This is a genomic window from Gorillibacterium massiliense (assembly GCF_000455485.1).
Taxonomy (GTDB): Bacteria; Bacillota; Bacilli; order Paenibacillales; family NBRC-103111; genus Gorillibacterium; species Gorillibacterium massiliense.
Genome location: NZ_CBQR020000171.1, coordinates 1 through 23,347 on the forward strand (window position 1 = coordinate 1; position 23,347 = coordinate 23,347).

A 23,347-nucleotide genomic window follows, 5' to 3' on the forward strand; every position below is an offset into this window, starting at 1 on the left:
CTGTGATGATCAGTCCCCAGCCCAGTACTGTGAAAGAGGCGGTAAACCCGATTTTCGCCACCAGAAAGGCGCCGGCAGCTGGCGAAACGACGGAGGCGAGCGTATGCACCAAGCCGTTGCCGGCCATAAGCCGGCTTTGTTGCAACCGGTCCTTGCCCATCTTGGCTAACATCGCCATACAAGCGGGAGAAAGAAAAGCCAGAACAAAGCCGCTGATGGAGCGGATGGCCAGAAGTTGCCAGGGATTGCTCACCCTCGATTGAAGCAGCAGAATGACTCCCGAACCGATGAGGCTGATTACGATGAACCGCTTGCTGCCGTACCGGTCTACGCCGACTCCCGCCAGCAAATTTCCCGGCAGGTGGGTTAGAGAGTATACCCCCATAATGAGTCCAATAAAAGAGGGGGCAGCGCCGATGGATAAGGCGAAGGGCGATAAAATCGGGTATTGGGCATGCAGATCGAACAAAGCGACAAACATGAAAAGATAAAGCCAGATGGCCGTTTTCATCTTCCGGCACCTCCAAGGGCAGTGTACTCGTACTACGTATACGCGGGCAGGACAGGCGCTAGAACGAGGAACATGCCGGGGGAAATGGCCGGAATGGTCTATCTGCAAAGCCTTGGCAGAGCCATTTTCATAGGGAGATCGACTTTTCCTGCAAAAAACGGATGAAGTGGCGGGGCCGTATGTTGTATGATGAATAGGTATAGGTTTTTTCCCAATACCTGTTTGGTAGAGCTGGAGGTAGCATCCGATGGATCAATGGACGACTTTTCTACAAGACCGCTGGTATGTAGCGGTGATCGCAGTGATTGTGCTGTTCCTGATCGTGAAGTTGGTTAAAACTGCGGTTAAGTGGATTCTGGTGGTTGTGATTGCAGCTGCAGTGCTTTATTACGGTTACCAGTACAAGGACGAGCTGGAAAATGCAAAAAATCTCGTTCCCACCTCCTATCACATGGACAGCAATTTGAGTGTTGCGCTGGTTCCCAATTTTCCGCTCTGGGGGTGATTGAACTTGGCGGATTTACTGGAAGCTGCGAAAGATGTTAATGCTATTTCGGCTCTGCTTGTCATCATATTAGCTGCTTCCATTTTACAAGGCGCCGGCAAGGGTGCATCCGGTTCGGCGCTCCAGTTTATCCGGGCTGTCATTGAAGGGGTCTTTACTTTGGCGGCCATATTAATGGCCTGGCTTGCGGCAAAGGCTTGTTCGCCGCTCCTTCAAAGTTGGCTCGTCTCGCGGAACATTAAAATTCCCGCCGTCGAACTGGACGTCTTTAGCCGCGGCTATTATACTTTTGTGACCGGCTTGCGGGACTTTACGTTGTTGCGTACGGGCCTTCTCTTTCTGTTGGCCTACATGATCGTGAAAATGATCCTGAATGCAGTAACCGTTCGTATTACTTCCATCCGGACGTATGAAAAGGTGGGGAATCAGTCAGGTTCTCCTGCCAGGCGGTGGCTAAGCAGCATCACCGGGGCTTTCGTTGGCGGATTGACCGGCATGGGGCGTGCGCTGGCGATGATCGCTTTGCTGTTCGTTTGCGCGACTGTGTTTCCAAACTCGCCTATTGCCGGATATATTCAGTCTTCATCTCTCTACCAAAAGGGAGCCAATGAAATCATCGAACCGGTGACTGGGAAATGGGTGACGGATCGTCTGCCCGTATTTTCTCGGCAAGTACAAGAGGAGTTCGCCGGTATTCTGCAGCGCCGCTATGAAGTGTTGGATGCGAACATCCCCGATAATATCGCAGCGGCCGCCTTGGAAGTGACGAAAGGCGATTCCACTCCGGAGGAGAAAGCCCGCTCCTTATATTCCTTCATCGGAACCCGGGTTCAATACGATTGGGATAAGTACAATCTCTACATGAAGCAAAGAATATGGAAAGAGCAGACGCCGGAAGAAACCTTTGCCTCCAAGAAAGGCGTATGCATCGATTACTCCCGGCTGTATGCCGTTATGGCGAAGGCTGTCGGATTGGATGTCCGTGTCGTCACCGGGCTCGGTTATGACGGGCAGGGAGGCTACGGACCGCATGCTTGGAACGAAGTGAAGGTAGATGGAGACCACTGGATTCCCCTTGACTCCACCTGGGTATCAAGCGGCGGCAATTGGTTCAACCCGCCGGGCTTTGAGAAGACCCATATTAAAGAATCGGCCTAATAGCGAAAGACACCGGCCCCCTGGATCGGCGGGTCCGCCATAATAGAACGAGGAGCTGCACCATGCGAAAACCGTTATCCGGCTATAAAGCCGTCTTTTTTGACGCAGGGGATACTCTTTTGACCATTCCGGAAGCAAGAATTTTGTTCAGCCAGTTCCTTGCATTGAAGTCATTCCATAATGATGAACAGCATGTCGGCCAGTTGCTGGACGAAGCGTTCAATCTGTTCTATTACGGCAAGCAGTTAAACCCTGAGCAGGTGTGCTCGCCTGAATCGGACCGAAAATTCTGGATGGACCTTTACCGGTTTATTTTGGACCGCCTCGGAGCCGGGGAGCAGTGGAGCGAAGAAGAAATTTATCTCGTCTGCCACGAGCTGTACGATGAATTTATCGATCCGAAACATTACCAGTTGTTTGAGGATGTCAAGGCGAATCTGGAGCGTTTTCGTTCCCTCGGCCTGCGGATGGCGGTTATCTCCAATTTCGCGCCGACCCTTGCGACCATTTTGCGGGAAAAAGAAATCATGAACTATTTCGATGCCGTTATCGTCTCTACTGAAGTGGGTTTGGAAAAGCCGAATCCGGCGATTTTCCGCTTGGCTCTGGAGCAAACCGGACTGGCCGCGGAAGATGTACTCTATGTAGGAGACCACGAAAATAATGATATATGGGCTCCTGCCCAGGTAGGAATGGATGCCGTGAAAATATCGCGTTATACCTACCAAGCCGACGGAAGCATTCACTCGCTAAATGAGCTGACGTAAATCCGTCTGATTTTTATACAGGAAGGGAAGAAGAAGCATGTCGACACACGACTTGGACGACGCGAACAAGCAAGAAGGGAAGAGGAAATGGTATTTTTCCGTGCGTATCAATATGTTCTTCCTGGTTACCTTTCTGCTGTTCTCCGTGCTCATTGTCAGTCTTGCCTACCTGCAGTTTGTCCAAGGGCCGGTTTTGCAAGCCCAGAAGGCGCTATACGAGAAAAAGCCATATATCATTCCCCCGGTGCGGGGGAACATTTATGATATGAGCGGCGCACCCATCGCTTGGACGGTCTCCACTCAGACGCTGTTCTATACCATTTTGCCCACCTCCAAAGACCAATCCTCCACGGACCGGTGGAAGGAACAGGTGAACATCGCCAACAACCTGGCCGAGGTGTTCGCTAAATACAGCGACAAGCCGGAGCAGAAGCTGACAGCCCAGGAAATTTTCGAACTGATGGACACTGAAAAAACGTATACAGGCGAGAAGCGCACGGTTAAAGGCTTCGGTTATTGGCCCCGGCGTATTCGTTCCGATTTGAACGAGAAGGAAATCGCCTATATTTCCGAGCACCGGGATGAATTCCCGGGCATGGATATCTCAGAGGAAACCGTCCGCACCTACGAGCCTGACGATTCCAAGCAGGTGGCTGCCCAAATGGTCGGCTACATGAAGCCCTTTAAAGGGGCGATCACGATGGACGACAAAGTCGGGGGATTCTATAAGAGCAAGCAAGAGGATTCCAAAAAGGACTTAACCGATTTTAAAAACAATTATCAGAGTGAAGAATATGTCGGGATCGACGGCCTTGAATTCATGTACCAGGACGAGCTGCGCGGCGAAAACGGCAAGAAGGAATATCCTGTTAACGCCAAAAATGAGATCCGCGGCGAACCGGAAATCACCTATCCGGAAAAAGGCCACAACCTTTATTTGACCCTCAACAAAAACGTTCAGTTGGCGGCGCAAAACGCCATCACCGAGCATTTGGCAAAATTGCAGAGCTCTACGTCGAAATATTGGGTGGATGGAAAGGAAGCCGTCGCCGGTTACGCGGTAGCGATGGAAGTGGATACGGGGCGGATCGTCGCCATGGCCAGCATGCCGGACTACAATCCGTCTTCCTGGTATAATTTGACGTCGTCGAAGCTGCGGGAGATCCTCAACCGTTACCCTAACGGTACCATCAAGGAGCGGTACGCGGACTTGCCCGACGATAAGGTAGGCAAGCATCCCAGCTCATTGGTGCCGTTGGGCTCGACCATCAAGCCGCTGACGATATTAGTCGGCTTGCAGGAGAAATTGATTACTCCGTGGAGCACTTACGCTGATTCGGGGACCTTCCTCTACGGCAAGGACAACAGTAAAATCCGCAACTCGGAAGGGCACAGCTACGGGTTGCTCACTCCTGCCACTGCTATTGAGCATTCCTCTAACACATTCATGGCCGCCATGATTGGAGATAAGCTGTACAAGCGGCCGAATACAGATTCTGCCGCAGTTTGGGATTCGTATATGAAGCAGTTCGGTTTGGGCGTGTCGACGGAAAGCGGGCTTCCTTACGAAAGCAAAGGAATTGCCGACTATCTGAATCCGAAGGCCGGGACGGCGCAAACCCGAATGGTGATGTCTTCCTTCGGTCAAATGGGCAAATATACGACGCTGCAGTTGGCTCAGTATGTTTCGATGCTGGCGAATCACGGCAAACGGATGAAGCCGCTGTTTGTCGACCGCATCACGACGGCGGACAATCAAGTGCTGTCGACTTGGCGGGACAATGTGACGGTTTTGAATGAAGTGGAGTTCCCCGATTCCTATTGGAAAGTGCTTTATGACGGGATGGAGAGCGGCATTGAAGGCTTTGAAAATTTCCCTTATGCGGTGAAGAGAAAAACGGGGACCTCTGAGTCTTCCATCGCCGGGAAGACCATCGAGAACGCGGTGTTCATCAGCTACGCTCCTGCCGATAAGCCGAAGCTCGCCATCGCTGTCGTTGTGCCGGAAGGCGGTTACGGCCGGTACGGCGCCGCTCCTATCGCTAGGAAAATTTACGATGCCTACGACGAGTACATCGGTTTAACCGGGACGCCGCGGCCGAAAACGGAATCTACCGATACGACAGGAACTACGGGCACAGACGGCAAGGTTACGGCAAACGGAACGACGGGGACTGGGCAGGCGGCAACAGGCGATACGAAGCAAAATGGTAATTCTAGTGGCACTGGAACCCAAAAAGGCAATACCCAAAAAGATAACCAGAAGCCAAGCGACAAGCCGAAGAATAATGGCACCGCCAATTCCAACGGCAACCAGAAAAAGGATGAAGCGATACCAGCCGGCCAAACGGCCGGGACTGGCGGTAATGCGGGAGGCCAGCCGGACCAAACCGGCGGCGATCAACCGGCTGCCGGAGACGCCGGCACCCCAGCGGGTGGTAACTAGCGCCGCCGCTTTTGCCACCGAAGATCCGGCTGCCTGTCGCTGAAGGCTTTACCCTTGATCGAAATCCTGCAAAAGATCAGGTTATTTCAGCTCCGGATCATCAATTCCTCTTTCCCGGAGCGAAATTCCTGCACTTTTGCAGGTTTTTCTTTTTCGTGCACTTTTGCAGGCTTTTGTTTCTCTGCTTAGCCGCGATCAAGCCAGTGGGTCACGGCTGCTGCTTATTGCGTCTTTTTTGTGGATTTTGTCGTCTTGCGGCTGGATATTTACTCATTCTGCGAATGGTATGGTATACTAGTGTATCGTAAAAATGGATACGCCTATATAGAATCCATACGGATACCAACATAGATGGAGAGTGGATAATTTGTGCGGAATCGCTGGTTTGATGCGCTTTGACGGTCAGGAGCCGTCACGGGAAAGCCTGAAACGAATGACCGATGTAATCGCTCATCGGGGACCGGATGACTCCGGTTTTTTGACGGAGGGAGGAATCGGCCTCGGTTTTCGCAGATTATCGATTATCGACCTGCGGGAAGGGCATCAGCCTCTTTGCAATGAGGATGAATCGGTTTGGATCATTTTCAACGGAGAGATTTACAACTATAAAGAGCTGCGTGCGACCCTGGAAGCCCGGGGACACGTGTTCCGCACCCATTCCGATACGGAGACGATCGTTCACCTGTACGAGGAATACGGCGAAGAATGCGTGAAAATGCTGCGCGGCATGTTCGGCTTTGTCATTTGGGACCGGAACAAACGGATGCTGTTCGGCGCCCGGGATCATTTCGGCATCAAGCCCTTTTACTATCACTATTCTTCCGAGCAGTTTGTTTTCGGCTCCGAAATCAAAAGCCTACTGGAAGCAGAAGGCATTGAACGGCAAGTGAATACCGACGGTCTGATGAACTATTTGACCTTTCAATACGTTCCGGAACCGGACACGATGTTTGCCGGTATCCAAAAACTTCGTCCTGCTCACTACATAAAAGTGACCGCAGACGGCAAAATGACCCAAGTCCGCTATTGGGACCCGATGCTCGAGCCGGAGAACCGGGAGTTCGACGATTATGTAGAAGAAATCCGCGCCAAACTGATGGATTCGGTAAGCCATCACCTGGTCAGCGATGTGGAGCGGGGCTGCTTCCTCTCCAGCGGCATCGACTCTACCGCCATGGCGGCTCACATGAGCCGCATCGAACCGATCCGCACCTTCTCCGTCGGCTTCGAAGGGGCCAACAACGAGACGATCATCGCCCGCGAGTCGGCAAATGCCATGGGCACCCAACACTATGACCGCATCATTTCGCAAAAAGACTACTTCGACAGCTTGCCCAAAGCCATCTGGCATCAGGACGAGCCTGTTGCCGATCCTTCGGCCATCGCGCTCTACCATCTGGCGCAGCTGGCCCGCGAACACGTGACGGTAGTACTCTCAGGCGAAGGCGCTGACGAGCTGTTCGGCGGCTATCGTATCTACCGTGAGCCTCTCTCCTTGAAGCCCATTGAGACGATGCCGGCGCCGCTTAAGCGACTGCTGCGCAAAATGGCTCTGGCCCTCCCCGGCGGCGCTCCCGGTCGCAATTACATTTTGCGAGGCACAACGCCCCTTACAGAACGTTTTATCGGCAACGCGAAGATCTTCTCTGAAGACTTGAAGGCGGACGTACTAAAGACCGGCGCCGAAAAATTGGGTACTTACAAGAATCCTTATCAAATCGCAGCTGAATATTATGAGAAAACCCGCCATCTCGATCCCGTCACCCGGATGCAGTACATTGACATGAACCTTTGGCTGCCAGGAGACATCCTGATGAAGGCGGACAAGATGACCATGGCCCACTCTCTGGAGCTGCGCGTACCTTTTTTGGATAAAGATCTGTACGAGCTCACCCGAAAAATTCCCGTGGACTACCGTCTGGGTGGCGGAACGACGAAATATATATTCCGTAAGGCAATGGAAGGCATTATTCCGAGCTTTATTTTGGACCGTCCCAAGCTTGGCTTCCCCGTTCCGATGCGGGATTGGCTGAGAGGCCCGCAAGGAAAAACGGTGCTGGAGCAAATCGAAGCCGGCGGTATCGGCGACTACATCAATCTGTCCACCGTGGAAAGCATGCTGGCCAAACATCAGAGCGGTCAAGGGGATTACGCCCGCCGCCTGTGGGTCATTTACGTCTTTGCCCTTTGGCACAGCACCTACATGCTGCCCGAGTCAAGCCGCGCTTTTGCGGCTGTTTAAAGGAGATCTGAGATGACAGCTTACCAGATTCAAACTCCATATAAACTGGTCGCCCTTGACATGGATGGCACTCTTCTTAACGACGAGAAGAAGATTTCCGAGGAAAACCGCAAGTGGATTGCCAAGGCTATTGAACACGGCATCACGGTGATGTTTGCCACTGGCCGCGGTGTTCCTAGCGTGGAGCCCTACGTGGAGGAGCTCGGCTTGAAATCGCCGATGGTATCGGTGAACGGCGGCGAAGTGTGGGAAGCGCCGAACGTGCTGCTCACCCGCCACGAAATGAAAGTGGAATGGATCCGTGAGCTTCTCGATTTGGCTATTGCCGAAGATTGCTGGTATTGGGCATACACCACCGAAGGCATGTTCAATAAGGAACGTTGGGTGGACAAACTGGAGAACTTCACCTGGATCAAGTTTGGCTTTTTCAGCGAGGATCCCGAACAATTGGACAAAATCACCAAAATCGTGCAGTCGGCGGAGCTCTATGAGCTGAGCAACTCCGACTTGCGCAACATCGAGATTAACCCGAAAGGTGTCAGCAAGGCCAGCGGCATCCGCGAGGTTTGCAAGCTCCTCGACATCCGCATGGAGGAGGTCATCGCCTGCGGTGACAGCCTCAACGACTTGCAGATGATTCAATCGGTAGGACTGGGCATCGCCATGGGCAATGCCCAGGAAGATATTAAACGGGCTGCCAAAGCAGTCACAGCAACGAATGAGGAAGACGGCGTAGCCCAGGTGATTCGAAAATACCTTTTCGGAGAGTAGGGCGGATCATATGGAAGTCGTTGGATGGATCTTGGTCATCGCGCTTTTTGTCATTGGCATGGCTGGCATCGTTTATCCGGTGCTTCCCAGCGTCGTCGCGGTATACGCCGCATTCTTCGTTTACGGTATTTTCATCAGCTTCAAGCCATTCGGTTTCTGGTTCTGGTCGTTACAGACGATGCTGTTTGCTGCGATCTTTGTCAGTGATCATCTGATCAGCGCACTCGGGGTTAAAAAGTTCGGCGGCTCTAAAGCCTCTGTCTGGGGCAGCATCATCGGTCTCATTATCGGCCCATTTATCTTTCCCGGTGTCGGTTTGATTCTCGGTCCGTTTCTCGGGGCGATGGCCGGTGAGCTGCTGATCGGCGCCAGCTTCAACCAGTCCGTTAAGGTAGGCATCGGATCTCTGCTTGGTTTCTTTTCCAGCGCGGTGGTCAAGGTGATTTTGCAAATACTCATGATTGTGCTCTTCTTCATTTGGCTTATCTAGTAATAACAGACCGAAAACAGCTGAAGGAGTGTTCAAAATGACCCATGTCACCGTTTGGAACGAGTATTTGCATGAACGCCAGGATGAGTTGGTAGCCGCCGTCTATCCGAAGGGCATCCACCAAGCCATAGCAGACGGCATCGCCTGCGGCGATTTTACCGTTGGCACCGCCACTCTCGATCAACCCGAGAATGGACTCACGGACGAAGTGCTGAAAAAGACGGATGTCCTGATCTGGTGGGCCCACATGGGGCATGAACAAGTATCCGATGAAACCGTGAACCGGGTACATCAGCGGGTGCTTCAGGGGATGGGGCTGATCGTCCTTCATTCGGGCCATTTTTCGAAAGTGTTTAAAAAGCTGATGGGCACCTCCTGCGATTTGAGATGGCGGGAGTATGGCGAGAAAGAGCGAATTTGGGTCGTCGACCCGGCTCATCCTATCGCCGAAGGCATCGGGCTTTATTTTGAACTGGAAAAAGAAGAGATGTACGGCGAGCATTTTGACATTCCGGCACCGGATGAGCTTGTGTTCGTCAGTTGGTTTGAAGGCGGCGAAGTGTTCCGCAGCGGCTGCACCTATCACCGGGGACAAGGGAAGATTTTCTACTTCCGCCCGGGGCACGAAACCCATCCCACCTATTACGACAAAAACGTGCTGAAGGTCATCGCCAACGCCATTCGTTGGGCGGCTCCCAAGCACGGTGCGAATCCGATTTACGGCTACAATGAACCCCTTGAGGCTATCGTTAAAAAAGGGTAGCTTGATGGAGCTTGGGAAAGGGCACAGGTCGCGGCGGAAGCTGCGGCCTTGCTTAATGGTCTTGATCCAGAAGGGTTTTGGGTAAAGAAAGGCAGGAGAACGGCTTGACCAAGGACTCATTGATAAAAGGCACGCTTATTCTTACGGCGGCAGCGTTTGTCGCCCGATTTCTCGGCTTGGTGCAGCGGATTCCGCTGAAGCATCTGCTGGGCGACAGTGGGATGGGTACATACGGCATAGCGTACAACATCTATTTTATTCTCTTTACGGTGGCGACAGCCGGCCTGCCCAGCGCAGTGGCCAAACTGGTGGCGGAAAAGATGGAGACCGGCCGCGAAGCGGAAGCGGAGCGGATTTTTCAGGCGGCTGTCTGGTTTGCATTGGTTTCCGGGTTAATCTTTACGGTGTTTCTTTATTTCTACGCCCCTTGGCAGGCGTCGTTCAGTAAAGATCCGTCGGCCGTCGGGCCGATTCGCGCCATCGCGCCATCGCTTTTGCTCTTTCCGCTGGCTGCGGTCATGCGCGGCTATTTCCAGGGGAGGCAGCACATGCTGCCCAACGGGCTGTCGCAAATTTTCGAGCAGATTTTGCGGGTACTCACCGCCATCCTGCTTGCGTACATGTTTATCTCCATCGGCTGGGGTCAAACATGGGCGGTCACCGGAGCTTCCTTCGGCGGAGTCGCCGGCACCATCGGCGCCATCGTGGTGATGTTTTATTTCTTTATCCGGATGCGCAAAAGCGACCGGGCGGCGGGGCTGATCCCGTCCGCAGAAGCCCGTCGGAGGGCGGCGCAAATTCCGTATAAGAGCATCTACAAAACCTTGTTCGCCGTAGCGGTGCCCGTCGTTCTTTTTGCTTGCGCCGTTCCCGCCATCAACTGGATCGATTCTTCTATCATCAAGCCGCTGATCATCAATCAAGTCGGCGATGATAAAGCCCAAGAAATTCTCGGACAATTAACCGGACGGGCGCAATCCTTGGCAGGGCTACCCATTGTGCTTGCCATTGCCATTAGCCAATCCATCGTCCCGATTATCTCATCGTCTTTCGCCAGGAAGGATATGAGACTGGTGTCGAGCCAAACGGAGCGGGCTATGCGTCTTGCGATTCTCTCCGGTCTGTACATGTTGCTTATCGTCGCCACCGCTGCCCGGCCGCTAAACTCCCTTGCCTTCGGTGACCCGGGGGGCACGGATTTGGTCATCATCCTGACTTATATATCCATTTTCCAGTCGACGATGCAAACCTCCGGAGCCATCATGATGGGGATCGGCACGATGAAGCCGTTGGTCGGCCATGTCATCATCGGCCTAGTCGCTAAGATCGCCGTCAGCTACATCTTTGCTCCTTTCATCGGTGTTTATGGAGTCAATATGGGGACAGCCGTCTGTTTCATATTGATGGCATGGCTTAACGACCGAACGTTAAAACGACGCATACCTGGTTACCGGATCTTTAATCGGGATCTTTGGCTGCGCTTAGGCGTGGTCATCGCCGTCGTTTCCGGTATCGGTTTTCTGCTGGAAAGCCTGGTGCACTATTTGATTCACATTCCTTATCGCATCGATTTCTTCCTGCAATCGGCGATCGTCTGCAGCGCAGTCGCCTTGCTGTATCCCCTTATGCTGGGAGTTACCCGTGTCGTGACGAAAGACGATATCCGCTCCTATCCTGCCTCCGTTCAGAGGCTCATCTCAAAGGTGTCCCGCATGGTTGGCGTTCGGTTATAAATTTGTTATCATCCCGACAACCCTTTCTCCGCTTCGGCGGCGAAAGGGTTGTTTTTTTACCGGTAGCATCATTGGGAGTATCCGATTCATATAGGCAAATGGTATGATAGGAAAGTACATAATTTTCCAAAAGGTTAGTTCATTGTAAAAGGAGAGAGAATCGGGATGAAGCGCAAGAAAAAGTTTGGGCTGGGGCTGCTTTTGAGTCTGATCGTCGCCATTATGGCCGGCTGTCAGGCGGTAAATGGAGTGGATTTAAACAACGTGCTTTTAAAGAGCACGGACGTACATTCCTACGAGTCGACGGAGTCGGTTCATCTGCAGTTGTTGATGGATGATTCTCTGGCCGTTCCGGAGGAAGCGGCAAAACTGGTAGATATGCTCAAGGACATTACGGTAACGCTGGATCAAAAGGTGGCGGATGCAACCCAATCTTCCGCATCCGGTACTTTGACATTGGGGAAAGTGAGCATTCCTTTTGAGCTCTATACAAACGGGACCCAGGTCCTGGCGAACGTGGGGGGGACGAAACATCCGCTACTCCTAAGCTCCGGTGCCGTTGGCGAGGATATCGGTTCGGAATTGTCTATTCCGGTGGATGCAAGCATCATAACGGAGCAATATAAGAAAATGATTCCTCTTGTGGTCAAGCAAATGCCGAATCCGAAAAAGCTTAACGTATCGATGCAGTCGTCGACTATTCACGGCGAATCGGTTTTCGGCGCTAAGGTCCATGCGGAGATCAAAGGCAGTGAACTGACGGATTGGCTCACAACCTTTATCACGAATCTGGTTAGCGACGAAGAATCCTTCAAATCCATTATGAAACTGGTTCTCACCGCGCAGATGGCGGAGGAAGGGACTCTTTCCGATGAGGAGTTGGCTACCGCTATTGATGAGGCTTACACCGAAGCAAAGGGAGAGCTGCCGGATCTCATAAGCCAGTTGAAGGAGGAATTAAGTGCGGAGGAAGTCCAATCGGTATTGAACGATGACCTTTCCTTGAGCGCGGACTTATTTGTCGACAGTCATGGCGACATTCGCAAGTCGAATATCACCGTAAACATGAAGTTGCCGGCCGATAAAACGGAAGGCTTGAACGGCATTATTTTGGAAGTGAATTCGGAAAAATGGAATGTGAACCAAACGGTGAAGGTGGATCCGATTGATGCTGCAGGAGCTCTCGAGATCGGTCCGTCCTTTAATCAATATTATTTCTTGAAAAATCTTGAACCAACTTCTCCGCTTTATTCGCTTCTTACCAACGATTTGAAAGCGACAGACGTCAATTTGCACTTATTGGTCATGCCTAACGCGCAAGTCAATTATCAGCGGCTCCCCTACTTGAAAAAAACGACGACCATGGTGCCGGTTCGGCTTGCCGAGGATCTGGGCGGAGAAGTGACGTGGGATGCGGTTAATAAACAGATTGTCATTACCGACATTCTTTCGGGAAAAGTCATCGCCTTGAAAGAGGGAAGCAACACGGCTGTCGTTGACGGAAAACCTGTCCAGATGGCGGCGCCGGTGGAAACTGTCGGCGGACGCAGCTTTGTACCGGCTAAATTCCTGGCAACCGAGTTTGGCTGCAAATTGATTTGGCACAGCGAGGATCAATCGATCGAAATTTCTCGGCCTTAGAGGCATCCTAAACGAGAGTATGAAAAAAGGCCGCAACGAGCGCCGGTTCACCGGCGTGGTTGCGGCTTTTTCACGTTTCATCGCATTTCGAGGCTAGATTATCCGTCCTCCTGCCCCCGCTTGGTCGCCCCCGGAAGCCGTCCCGCCCGTTTGACGGCTTCCCGAAGAAGGTACTCGATGTGGCCGTTTACGCTGCGGAATTCATCCGCTGCCCATTTTTCCAAAGCCTCGTAAAGGTTTGGATCGATTCGCAGGGGGAAGCTTTTTTTGGTTGCCATCGTTTAAGCTCGGGCGATCAATACAGCGAGCTGCTGTTGATAACCGGTTGGGCAGCCCGGTCTGATACGATCGCGACCATCAAATTGTTGATCATGGCCGCTTTGCGCTCATCGTCCAACTCGACGATGCCTTCGGACTGCAGCTGGGAGATGGCCATCTGCACCATCCCGACAGCTCCTTCCACGATCTTCTGGCGTGCGGCGAGAATGGCCGTAGCCTGCTGCCGCTGCAGCATGGCGCTGGCAATTTCCGTCGAGTAAGCCAAGTGGGTGAGTCGCGCTTCGATGACTTCCACGCCGGATACGGCGAGGCGGACAAGCAATTCTTTGGTTAATTCGGCGGATACCTCATCTGAGTTTCCTCTGAGACTCAGTTCGTCCCCATTCAAATCATCGTATGGATATTTGCTGGCCACGTGCCGCAGCGCGGTTTCGCTTTGGATTTCCACGAACTTGTTGTAGTTGTCAACGTCGAACAACGCTTTGGCCGAATCGATGACGCGGAAAACGACGACGGCCGCGATTTCAATGGGGTTGCCGTTAATGTCATTCACCTTTAGCTTAATGCTGTTGAAGTTGCGAACGCGAAGGGAAATCTTTCTGCGGCCGCTGAAGGGAATGGTCAGCCACATGCCGCTCTCGCGGATACTTCCTACGTAGCTTCCGAAGAAGGTGACGACTTTCGCCTGGTTGGGGAATACGACGGAAAGAGACGTCAGCATAAAGAGGAATAACAGCAAAAGCACAACAGCGGGAACCGTGGCTTCCCGAACAATAGCAAAAATGCCTCCTCCCAGCAGCAACGCTTCAATCAGGAAGCCAAGAAACCCGTTGACCTTCCAAGCCTTTTTTTCCACCATGAAGATTCACCTCATTGATTATTATTTAGTATCATTATGATATCACTTTTAGGAAAAATTGTAAAATTGCTCGAGAATGAAAAGCGGTTATTTCGGCAAAATTGACAATCAGTGTCATGTCATGTTATACAATCAATCAATAAGCCGCGTTACGATGAAAGGAGCGGAAGATGATGAAACAAATCAAGGAAGAAGATGAATTCTATTCGGCTATTGCCGCAAAGAAGCCTACAGTTGCTCTATTCAAAACAACCTGGTGCCCCGATTGCCATTACATCGATCCGTTTATGCCGGAGGTTATGAAGAAATACGAGGATCGGTTGAGCTTCATTCAATTGGATCGGGATGATTTTCCGGAACTGTGCACGCAGTTGAACATTTTAGGGATCCCAAGCTTTATCGTCTTTGCCGAAGGGAAGGAACTGACCCGCTTCGTCAGTAAACTGCGGAAAACACGTGAAGAAATCGAAGGATTTCTGGAAAAATCGGCTGTTGTGGCGGAAACCCTGGCTGGAATGAAAGAGTAAGACGATCATCGAGGGAATCTACCTGAAAATTTCCAAATGCTGAGGGTTTATGCAAAAAAAGAGCGCCAGTCGTCTGACAAAAGAGTCGGTGGCTGGCGTTTCTTTGTTTAAAGATGCAAAGATGGGGAAAGATCGTTTATAATAACTATTATAACGAAACCGCTAGATAAACATCTCTTGGATGAACGTGTTTGTGAAACTTTTTACTTTACACGGTAGCGAATTAGGAAGAAGGTAATGGGTAATGGGCAAGTATGTTAAGTCGCTTTCTCTCGTCACCTGTATCGGGATGCTCATCGTCCTCATGATGGGGGTATTGGTTTCTAATACAGGCTCTGAGCTAGGTTGCGGCAATGATTGGCCGTTATGCAACGGCAAATTCGTACCCAGCTATACGCTGGAATCATTGATTGAGTGGAATCACCGGGCTGTCACCGGCGTTGAGGGTATCTTGGTGGCTGTGACCTTTTTTGCAGTATGGCGCTATGTCCGCCGGTTTGATGCAAGGCTTTATGTAACGATGGCAGCTTTTTTCACTGTGCTTCAAGCGATTCTTGGAGCGATGGCGGTTGTTTGGAGTCAGTCCTCGGCGGTTATGGCTCTGCATTTCGGGTTCTCGCTGATGGCTTTTGCTTCCACCTATTTGTTATATCGAACCATTAGGGAAATACATACCACTCGGGAAAGAGAGATCAGCAATAGCCGTGTCAACGGGTCGATTCGCTCGTTAGCTTGGCTCAGCGCGATCTTTACCTATATCGTCGTCTATTTGGGTGCGTATGTGAAACACACAAATTCCTCGGGAGCCTGTACGGACTGGCCGCTTTGCAACGGCAAGCTCATTCCAGATTTTTCGGGAGGCGCGGGAGAAGTCTTTGCTCACCGGACAGCCGGATTGTTGCTGTGCATTTTTCTGGTTGTGCTGCTCATTGTGATCCGCCGCAGCGGCCGGTCTGATCTGATCCGCACCTCGAATTATGTCGTTCTGTTCGTTGTCCTGCAAATCATCAGCGGTGTGCTGCTGACGGCGGCGATTGCGACGGAATGGTTCAGCTACGCAGGGATGCTGCACATCTTAATCATCGCAGGCTTGTTCGCACAGCAAACGCATCTTGTGGTTTCGCTCTATCCGGGATTAAAGCGCGATGTTAAGCCGCGTTCGAAAGCCTAATACCAACGCTGCGCAGATACTGCCGAAATCAACCTCTATTGAACTGTACAACATGTCGACAAAGGGGAATTATGCATGCATTTGAATCTTCGCCAATTTCTTGATGTTTTGCGTCGGGAAAATGATCTGGCGGTTATCTCCGCACCGGTTGATCCTTACCTAGAGCTGGCGGAAATCCATCGCCGGGTTATCGAAAATGAGGGGCCGGCTCTGCTGTTTACCAACGTAAAGGGCAGCTCTTTTCCTGTAGTGACCAATTTGTTCGGTACTCCTCGCAGGGTGGATCTCGCTTTTGGGCCTCGTCCGGAGCAGTTTATGAAACGGGCTGTCGGTGCGCTCGATACCTTGCTGCCACCAACCTTTAAAGGGCTCTGGGGACAAAAAGACTTAATGTGGGATGCTTTGAAAGTCGGAATGAAGACGGTACAAACATCAGCCGCGCCGGTTTTGCAGGTATGCGATCGGAATGAGCCATTGTCCAAGCTGCCAGTATTGACCTGCTGGCAGGAGGATGGCGGTCCTTTCCTGACTTTGCCGCTGGTATATACCGAGCATCCGGACACCGGTCATCATAACCTGGGAATGTACCGGGTACAAGTCTATGACGGCCATACAACCGGCATGCACTGGCAGATCCATAAAGGCGGGGGCTTTCACCACCATGCAGCAGAACAACGCAATGCTCCGCTGCCGACAACAGTGTTTCTCGGCGGGCCTCCGGCTCTGATTGCGTCTGCCATCGCCCCGGTGCCTGAAGCGCTGCCTGAGTTATTGCTAGCATCCCTGATCATCGGGAAAAAGCTTGATGTGGCGAATGATCCGTTGGGCGGGCCTCATCGTTTAGTATCCGAAGCTGAATTTGCCATTTGCGGATATGTTCCTCCTCACGAGCGCCGTCCGGAAGGCCCCTTCGGAGACCATTATGGCTATTATTCGCTTGTTCATGATTTTCCTGTCTTTCATGTCGACAAGGTTTTCCACCGCAAAGACGCTATTTATCCGGCGACTATCGTGGGCAAACCGCCTCAAGAGGATTATTACTTGGGCGAATTTTTACAGCGCTTGCTTTCTCCGGCGTATTCCATCGTGATGCCTGGCGTTAAGGATTTGTGGGCTTACGCCGAATCCGGTGCCCATTCTCTGGCGTCTGCTATCGTAAGAGAAAGCTATAAGCGTGAAGCGATCACTTGGGCCTTCAGTATTTTGGGACAAGGCCAGTTGGCTTTGACCAAGTTTCTCATCGTTACGGATAAGCCCGTCGATCTATCGAATTTCAAAGAACTGCTGGAAACGGTGCTGGAGCGGTTTGATCCCTTCCAGGATCTGTTCATCTTTAATTACACCGCTCATGATACTCTGGATTACACCGGTCACAAGCTGAACCACGGCAGTAAAGCCACCATGCTGGGAATCGGAGAAAAAATCCGGGAATTGCCCGGGCAATATTTGGCTAGAGATTTGTCAGATGTTGGCGGAATAACGGGAGTCAAGCCCTATTGCCGCGGTTGCCTTGTCGTATCCGGTTCTGCATATGAAGCTGACCCTGAGCTTCCTGCAAGAATTGTCGATCGGGCAGGCGATAGATTGGCGGAATGGCCTCTTGTCATTTTGGCGGATGATCTATCGGCGACGGAGGGTCAAACGAAATTCCTTTGGACCGTGTTTACCCGGTTCAATCCCGCTTCCGACATCTATGCGAAAAGCCATGTGAAGCGCAATCATATCGGTTATGAGCTGCCTCTTGTCATCGACTGCCGAATGAAGCCGGGTTATCCGGACGAGCTGTTTCCGCGGGAAGATGTGGTCGCTACCGTTGATAAACGCTGGAAAGAATATTTTCCGGGCTGATTTATATAAGTTGAACCATTGCAGGATTAACGGTCGAAGGAGGAATGGAGGACATTTGGACTGGAGGAGCGGTAGCGTTCGCCTTTGTTTTCGGATTTCATTCCTTGAAAAACCGGCTCTAATCAGGAAATCCGAAAACAACAGCGACCGTAAGTTCAAATGGTCCGCAGTTCCTCCGTTCCGACTGTTCCAGTCTTAAGTTCAACTGGTGCTGAAACCGACAGGAAGCGGAGGCTCTCATTCATGCTGCGGTTTATGTTTGATGATTCTGAGCATACGGTTCCCGAATATTTTCGGGAAGCCAATGATGCAGTACTGCACTACCTAGACAAGCTTGCCGCCAGAGAAGAGGGTCAAGAAAGGCCGGATATGAGGCTGCTGCGCAGGGAAGTTCTCGCCAGCGGGTTTCTGCGTTCCTTGGATGAGTTGGAGCAGAGCGTCTATGCCAGCCGCATGTTTTGTCAGAAAGTTCACAACCGATACGCCGCGGATATGAGCCAGCAGGAAACGGATCACTATCACCGCCATCTCTACTTTTACAAAAATGCACTGATTCGGCTGTTCTCCATATTGGACAAGCTCGGCAGCTTTCTTGACGAGTATTTGGGAATCGGCACCGATAGGATCAAGCCCAAGTTCTCCTATTACACCGTACTGTATAACTTGCGGCAGATGGGGAATCCGCCGGCTTTTACCCATAAGCTGGAGGTCCTGAAAGAACAGTTTAAGGAGCCGATGCTGCGGCTGCGTCATGAACGGAATTTGGAAATCCACGCGGTTAACGGCGAACTTGAAGACGATTTGAAGCGAATCGCGGGACGGGCTAGAGGAGAAAAAATTTCTTTGGAAGATATCTCGGCTAAGCAAAAGGATATAGAGGAAGGCTTTGAAATGGCGACCCGCTCTCTCAGCGTGGTCTTTACTTCTCTTCGCTGATGCAAGTTAATCTGACTCTGGAAACGATTATGACGGAATACAATCATCTTATAGGTGGGGGTGCGTCATGCAGACACGGAAGGTTGCCCTGATTACGGGCAGTGCCAAAGGGTTGGGGAAACGAACGGCGCTCACCTTGGCGGCTCAAGGCTTCGATATTGCTCTTAATTATTTGCATAGCCGTGAAGAAGCGGAGATCTTGCGTGAAGAGATCATGAGCACTGGAGTTCGCTGCATAGCTGTACAAGCAGATATCACCCGGTCGGAGGATATCCGCCGCCTTGTTGAGGAAAGCGCAGCCACGCTAGGTGGGATCGATGTGCTTGTGAATAATGCGGGTCCTTTTATCCGTGAGCGAAAGTTATTTTCGGATTATTCCATTGAGGAAATTCAATATTTGCTTTGCGGCAACCTGACTGGTGTTATCGAATTGGATCATTTGGTCCTCCCGTATATGCATCGGCAGGGATGGGGAAGAATACTGCATTTCGGCTTCGGTAAGGCGGCGGAATCGCCGGCTTGGGTCCATCGGGCGGTTTATGCGGCAGCCAAAACGGGGCTTGTTTCCTTCACCAAATCGTTAGCGGCAGAAGAAGCTTCCCGGGGTATAACGGTTAATATGATCTGTCCCGGTGACATCCGAGGGGAAAACAAAGAGAAGACAATCGGAGAAGTGGAACACTTGACGGATGACGAATCGCCACGGGGCCGGCCGGGTTCCGGAGAAGATGTGGCCAGGGTGATCGGCTTTCTCTGCCTTCAGCACTCCGATTTTCTTACAGGAAATATTATCGATATATCGGGGGGACTTGATCCGATCCGCTCGCTTTCCAGTAACCGGATATCAAAAAGTTAAACGCACGTAAAAAAAGTCTCGGCCGCAATCGCGGTCCGAGACTTTATTCTTGGCGAGAGCCAATTAGAATACTTGAACAACTTCTTCTACACCTTCGACTTCTTCCAGCAAGGCGCGTTCGATGCCGGCTTTCAAGGTGATGGTGGAGCTTGGGCAGCTTCCGCAAGCACCCATCAATTTCAGCTTGACGATGCCATCTTCAACGTCGACCAGTTCCACGTCGCCGCCGTCGCGTTGCAGGAACGGACGAAGTTTATCGAGAACTTCCTGTACTTCATCGTACATCGAGATTTGGGTTTGATCGCTCATGGTATCACTCCTTTCCTTCGTCTATTTATTATATTACAATTATGGAAAAATGAAAACGGAAGGAGCAAGCATGCGCCCGATTATCGAATTTTGCACCAATAACATGCACCATGGAACGGATGTCTTGCTTGAAGAACTGGAAGGCAACCCGGATGTTGATGTCATTGAGTACGGCTGTCTCGGGAACTGCGGCGAATGCTATCTGTTCCCTTTTGTCCTTGTTAACGGTGAGATTGTCGCCGCTCCGACAGTCCCCGAACTGCGTGAGCTGGTTCTGCAAAAGATAAAGGAGATCGAGGAATGGGATACCCTATTTCCTCTTTAAATTTATCCGAAATGATGTTTGGATCTCCATAACACTCCGCTTTTCAACAGCCTGGGTACCATGCCGACAACGACGGTCACCCATCAAGCCGAAACCGGATTTTTTCCCCAGCGAGCCTAGGACTCCTTTCAGCTTGATGGTTCCCAAGTTCGGCGTTTCATTGCTCCATATGGCGCGGAGCACTTCGGCGATTTGGTTGCCTTGAGCCATGGCTGCCTGTGCGCTGGGTGAAAAGCGCAGACTTGCGCAGTCCCCCACAACGAACAGTTCCGGATGAAGGGGAACCTGATGATAATCATTGAGCATAACCCTTCCGCTGCCATCCTTGGGCAGGTTTAGCCGCTGCACGACGGGACTTGGTTGAATGCCAGCGGTCCAAACCGTTACATCCGTGTAGATATGCTCTTCCTGGTTATAGACGGTTCCGGGTTCGACCCGGGAAACCGAAACTCTCGATTTCATCTCGATATCGTTCTTTTGAAACCATTCCCGGACGTAGCGCTGAGCCTTGGCGGGGAACGGAGACAAGATGCTAGCCCCCCGGTCGCAGATACGGACGTTCAGATCCCCCCGGCTTTCCCGTAGTTCCGCCGCTAGTTCGACACCGCTTAAACCACCGCCGATGATGGTGACTTGCCCAAAGGGGCGGATATCACCAATATTACGATAGGTTGTCCGCGTCGACGAAAAAGATTGAATGCTGCAGGTGAATTCCTGAGCCCCGGGGATACCGTGGTATTGATCCGTACAGCCGAGGGCAATGACAAGATAATCGTAGGATAGCGGATCGCCGCTTTGAAAATGGATCGTCCGGTTGTCTAGAACGATATCCGACACCTCACCGTATCGTTTGGTCACCCGTGAATCCTCCGGAAAAGGCGCCCGCAGCTCTATATCCGACGATGTTCCGGCAGCAAGGGCGTAATATTCCGTTTTCAAGCCTTGATAAGGCATGCGATCGACAAGTATTATTCTCACATCATCTGGCAGATCATTTTTCAGCAATTCTTCGATGACAGCTAAACCGCCGTAGCCGCCCCCCAGGACGACTAGATTCCTCATGAAAATAACACCCCCGGATCAATAGACTTTAATTTCATTGTAGAATGTATCCCGTTCGACTGGGATGCGGTCCGCTCCTTTGATCAAATAGACAAGCTCATCGCGGGTCAAGCCTTCCGGAGTTAGCGCTCCTGCGGAGTGACTAATTCTTTCTTGAACGATGGTACCGTGAATATCCGACGCGCCAAACTGCATGGCAAGCTGGGTAATCTCCGTGCCGATATTAATGAAATAAGCTTTAATATGTTGGATGTTGTCGCACATCAGCCGGCTGACTGCAATCGTCCTCAGCACATCCATAGCAGATACGCGCCGTTTTAAGCCCATTTCTTTGGTCGCCGGTTGAACGGAATTCGGGATGAAGACCATGAAGCCGTTTGTTTCATCCTGCAGCTCCCGCAAGTAAATCATATGCTGCAGCCGCTCCTCCAACGTTTCGATAGAGCCGTAGAGCATGGTGGCGTGGGTTTTCATGCCCAGCTTGTGAGCGGTACGCTGCACCTCCAGCCACTGGTCCGTCGTCGCTTTGCCGACGCCCATTTTTTTGCGGTAGCGTTCCGACAGAATTTCTGCCCCGCCTCCGGTGAGGGTGGCGAGCCCGGCGTCCAACAGCGTCTTCAGAACGCCCTCATAGCTTAACCCGCTGATCCGGGAAAAGAACTCGATTTCCGCAGCGGTGTGGGCTTTTACCGTTATATGAGGATAGCGTTCCCGCAGAGCCTTCACATATCCAACATAGTATTCGAAAGGTACGTGTGGATTGTGACCTCCGGTAATGTGAAACTCCCGCATGCCTTCTTGCATATTCGCATCGATGTATTCAAACATTTCCTCAGGAGTGAGGGTGTAAGCTCCCTCTTCGTCCTTGTCTCTGCGATAATGGCAGAAGGCGCAGTGGGCTTCGCAAACATTTGTGAAGTACAGACTCATGGTATCGATAAAATAAACTTTTTTGCCGTTCTTGCGTAGATTTACTTTGTTAGCCAGCTGTCCCACCGACAATAGATCATCGGATTCATATAAAAACAGGCCTTCCTCCAGGGAGAGCCTTTGTCCATGTTCTACTTTCTCCGCGATGGCAGCCATTTGTGTTTCTGGTGTGGGGATGACGATGCTCACTATGGTACCTCCTTAAGCTTCAACTGTTCCGGGAAGCTCTAATCGAAAAGGCCGGAACTTATAATTATTATTATAAACGCCCTGTATGAGAGCAGCAAGAAAAACGGCTATTGGTGTAAGCGTGGCAAGTTGGCGCCTGAATTTTGCTCAAAGAGCGATGCAACCTGGATATCACTTAAGCTGCTTGAGAGCCAGATGGAATAGGGGTATACTGAATGAACCAAAGCTAAAGGGGGTTAACGGATTGATCGAAATGTCCGATACGGCGATAACTAAAATCAAAGAACTGTTAGCAGACGAAGAAAATGACCAGCTGTTTCTGCGTGTTGGAGTACGAGAAGGCGGCTGCAGCGGTTTCTCCTACGTGATGGGCGTGGACGATGCGCAGCATGACGGAGATACGATCCTTGACTTTCATGGCTTGACGGTAGCAGTGGGTCAAGACGATTTGAAATATATCAATGGTTTGAAAATCGATTACAAAGATTCGGGCATGAGCGGCGGGTTCACGATGGAAAATCCGAATGCTATCGCAACGTGCGGTTGCGGCTCGTCTTTCCGCACACGTCAGGATGCCGGAAAAGCCGAGGTCTGCGAATAATTCTGATTTATGACAAAACTGTGAACAAACCAAACCTTTCGCATGTCGGCTGCTCCCGAATCATGCGGGAGGTTTTTTTACGGAAAACGGTTACTTCATTGTTTCGTCATGATATTTTGTTGGAAAATGACGAATTAATATAAAATTGAATGAATTATAATAGTTCGTGAATGGCGAAAAAATGTAGTAAAAATCAAGGCGAACGAGTGAAAATAATCACGATTTAAAAACTATGAAAATAAATCTGATTCGACAAAAATAGCCATCTACATGGGATTGGACGCATTGCTATAATATGGGAGTATCAAATGTAGTAATAAATGTCACCGTTTTGAGATTTGCTGATTATGGTTAAAACCGAACATTCGGTCTCTGTGGTAAGGAATCAGCCGGACACTTCCACGAGGGTATCAAGGATTTGTGTGGGT

General features: G+C 51.2%; 22 protein-coding genes and 1 pseudogene. 17 read left to right on the top strand and 6 right to left on the bottom strand.

Annotated features, from left to right (window positions below; all coding sequences use genetic code 11):
- On the bottom strand, window positions 1-511 hold a 511-nt coding region (locus tag TJ79_RS24150), incomplete at its 3' end, for an MFS transporter (protein ID WP_040952910.1).
- Window positions 512-758: 247 nt separating this feature from the next.
- On the opposite strand from TJ79_RS24150, the gene TJ79_RS24155 reads away from it, so the two are divergent.
- From TJ79_RS24155 to TJ79_RS24200, 10 genes are all read left to right on the top strand, one after another.
- The gene (locus tag TJ79_RS24155; protein ID WP_040952911.1) at window positions 759-1,016 is read left to right on the top strand and encodes a hypothetical protein; all 258 of its coding nucleotides are present in this window, start codon (window positions 759-761) and stop codon (window positions 1,014-1,016) included.
- 6 nt (window positions 1,017-1,022) lie between these two features.
- The gene (locus TJ79_RS24160) at window positions 1,023-2,174 is read left to right on the top strand and encodes a transglutaminase domain-containing protein (RefSeq protein ID WP_081757136.1); all 1,152 of its coding nucleotides are present in this window, start codon (window positions 1,023-1,025) and stop codon (window positions 2,172-2,174) included.
- Between the two features lie 62 nt (window positions 2,175-2,236).
- On the top strand, window positions 2,237-2,941 hold the full coding sequence (locus TJ79_RS24165; RefSeq protein WP_040952912.1) for an HAD family hydrolase: 705 nt from the start codon (window positions 2,237-2,239) through the stop codon (window positions 2,939-2,941).
- A gap of 37 nt (window positions 2,942-2,978) precedes the next feature.
- Window positions 2,979-5,387 carry a peptidoglycan D,D-transpeptidase FtsI family protein gene (locus tag TJ79_RS24170; protein ID WP_081757137.1) on the top strand — a complete coding sequence of 803 codons (2,409 nt, stop codon included), beginning with the start codon at window positions 2,979-2,981 and terminating at the stop codon, window positions 5,385-5,387.
- A gap of 367 nt (window positions 5,388-5,754) precedes the next feature.
- A complete protein-coding gene (asnB, locus tag TJ79_RS24175; protein ID WP_040952913.1) occupies window positions 5,755-7,629 on the top strand; it encodes an asparagine synthase (glutamine-hydrolyzing) in 1,875 nt (624 codons plus the stop codon).
- Window positions 7,630-7,641: 12 nt separating this feature from the next.
- The gene (locus TJ79_RS24180) at window positions 7,642-8,400 is read left to right on the top strand and encodes a Cof-type HAD-IIB family hydrolase (protein ID WP_040952914.1); all 759 of its coding nucleotides are present in this window, start codon (window positions 7,642-7,644) and stop codon (window positions 8,398-8,400) included.
- Window positions 8,401-8,410: 10 nt separating this feature from the next.
- On the top strand, window positions 8,411-8,890 hold the full coding sequence (locus tag TJ79_RS24185; RefSeq protein ID WP_040952915.1) for a DUF456 domain-containing protein: 480 nt from the start codon (window positions 8,411-8,413) through the stop codon (window positions 8,888-8,890).
- Window positions 8,891-8,927: 37 nt separating this feature from the next.
- Complete coding sequence (locus TJ79_RS24190) at window positions 8,928-9,653, top strand: ThuA domain-containing protein (RefSeq protein WP_040952916.1); 726 nt, start codon at window positions 8,928-8,930, stop codon at window positions 9,651-9,653.
- Between the two features lie 104 nt (window positions 9,654-9,757).
- On the top strand, window positions 9,758-11,386 hold the full coding sequence (locus TJ79_RS24195) for a putative polysaccharide biosynthesis protein (RefSeq protein ID WP_040952917.1): 1,629 nt from the start codon (window positions 9,758-9,760) through the stop codon (window positions 11,384-11,386).
- 165 nt (window positions 11,387-11,551) lie between these two features.
- Window positions 11,552-13,027, top strand: a complete 1,476-nt coding sequence (locus TJ79_RS24200) for a copper amine oxidase N-terminal domain-containing protein (protein WP_040952918.1) — start codon at window positions 11,552-11,554, stop codon at window positions 13,025-13,027.
- 98 nt (window positions 13,028-13,125) lie between these two features.
- Here TJ79_RS24200 and TJ79_RS24205 read toward each other — a convergent pair whose 3' ends face one another.
- Together TJ79_RS24205 and TJ79_RS24210 are read right to left on the bottom strand one after the other, a co-directional pair.
- Window positions 13,126-13,305, bottom strand: a complete 180-nt coding sequence (locus TJ79_RS24205) for a type II toxin-antitoxin system antitoxin (protein ID WP_040952919.1) — start codon at window positions 13,303-13,305, stop codon at window positions 13,126-13,128.
- Window positions 13,306-13,322: 17 nt separating this feature from the next.
- Window positions 13,323-14,165: an SPFH domain-containing protein gene (locus TJ79_RS24210; protein ID WP_040952920.1), complete on the bottom strand. Its 843-nt coding sequence runs from the start codon at window positions 14,163-14,165 to the stop codon at window positions 13,323-13,325.
- A 173-nt stretch (window positions 14,166-14,338) separates the two neighbouring features.
- On the opposite strand from TJ79_RS24210, the gene TJ79_RS24215 reads away from it, so the two are divergent.
- The 5 genes from TJ79_RS24215 to TJ79_RS24235 all read left to right on the top strand — a co-directional run bounded on the left by TJ79_RS24215 (window position 14,339) and on the right by TJ79_RS24235 (window position 19,503).
- Window positions 14,339-14,692, top strand: coding sequence for a thioredoxin family protein (locus tag TJ79_RS24215; protein WP_040952921.1), 354 nt, complete (start codon window positions 14,339-14,341; stop codon window positions 14,690-14,692).
- Between the two features lie 244 nt (window positions 14,693-14,936).
- Complete coding sequence (locus TJ79_RS24220; RefSeq protein ID WP_040952922.1) at window positions 14,937-15,863, top strand: COX15/CtaA family protein; 927 nt, start codon at window positions 14,937-14,939, stop codon at window positions 15,861-15,863.
- Window positions 15,864-15,938: 75 nt separating this feature from the next.
- Complete coding sequence (locus TJ79_RS24225) at window positions 15,939-17,711, top strand: UbiD family decarboxylase (protein ID WP_040952923.1); 1,773 nt, start codon at window positions 15,939-15,941, stop codon at window positions 17,709-17,711.
- Between the two features lie 243 nt (window positions 17,712-17,954).
- A complete protein-coding gene (locus tag TJ79_RS24230; RefSeq protein ID WP_040952924.1) occupies window positions 17,955-18,647 on the top strand; it encodes a Cthe_2314 family HEPN domain-containing protein in 693 nt (230 codons plus the stop codon).
- Between the two features lie 67 nt (window positions 18,648-18,714).
- Window positions 18,715-19,503, top strand: a complete 789-nt coding sequence (locus TJ79_RS24235) for an SDR family oxidoreductase (protein WP_040952925.1) — start codon at window positions 18,715-18,717, stop codon at window positions 19,501-19,503.
- A 63-nt stretch (window positions 19,504-19,566) separates the two neighbouring features.
- Here the strand turns inward: TJ79_RS24235 and TJ79_RS24240 are convergent, their stop codons facing one another.
- Window positions 19,567-19,812, bottom strand: coding sequence for a NifU family protein (locus TJ79_RS24240; RefSeq protein WP_040952926.1), 246 nt, complete (start codon window positions 19,810-19,812; stop codon window positions 19,567-19,569).
- A gap of 70 nt (window positions 19,813-19,882) precedes the next feature.
- Here TJ79_RS24240 and TJ79_RS24245 point away from each other — a divergent pair, with 70 nt between their 5' ends.
- Window positions 19,883-20,137 (top strand): YuzB family protein, encoded by a 255-nt coding sequence (locus TJ79_RS24245; protein WP_040952961.1) that lies wholly within the window; start codon window positions 19,883-19,885, stop codon window positions 20,135-20,137.
- Between the two features lie 2 nt (window positions 20,138-20,139).
- On the opposite strand, the pseudogene TJ79_RS24250 reads toward TJ79_RS24245, so the two are convergent.
- Window positions 20,140-21,199 (bottom strand): annotated as a pseudogene (locus tag TJ79_RS24250) (NAD(P)/FAD-dependent oxidoreductase).
- An 18-nt stretch (window positions 21,200-21,217) separates the two neighbouring features.
- Window positions 21,218-22,285 (bottom strand): aminofutalosine synthase MqnE, encoded by a 1,068-nt coding sequence (mqnE, locus tag TJ79_RS24255; RefSeq protein ID WP_420319402.1) that lies wholly within the window; start codon window positions 22,283-22,285, stop codon window positions 21,218-21,220.
- 277 nt (window positions 22,286-22,562) lie between these two features.
- On the opposite strand from mqnE, the gene TJ79_RS24260 reads away from it, so the two are divergent.
- On the top strand, window positions 22,563-22,919 hold the full coding sequence (locus TJ79_RS24260) for a HesB/IscA family protein (protein WP_202903368.1): 357 nt from the start codon (window positions 22,563-22,565) through the stop codon (window positions 22,917-22,919).
- Window positions 22,920-23,347: the final 428 nt, after the last annotated feature.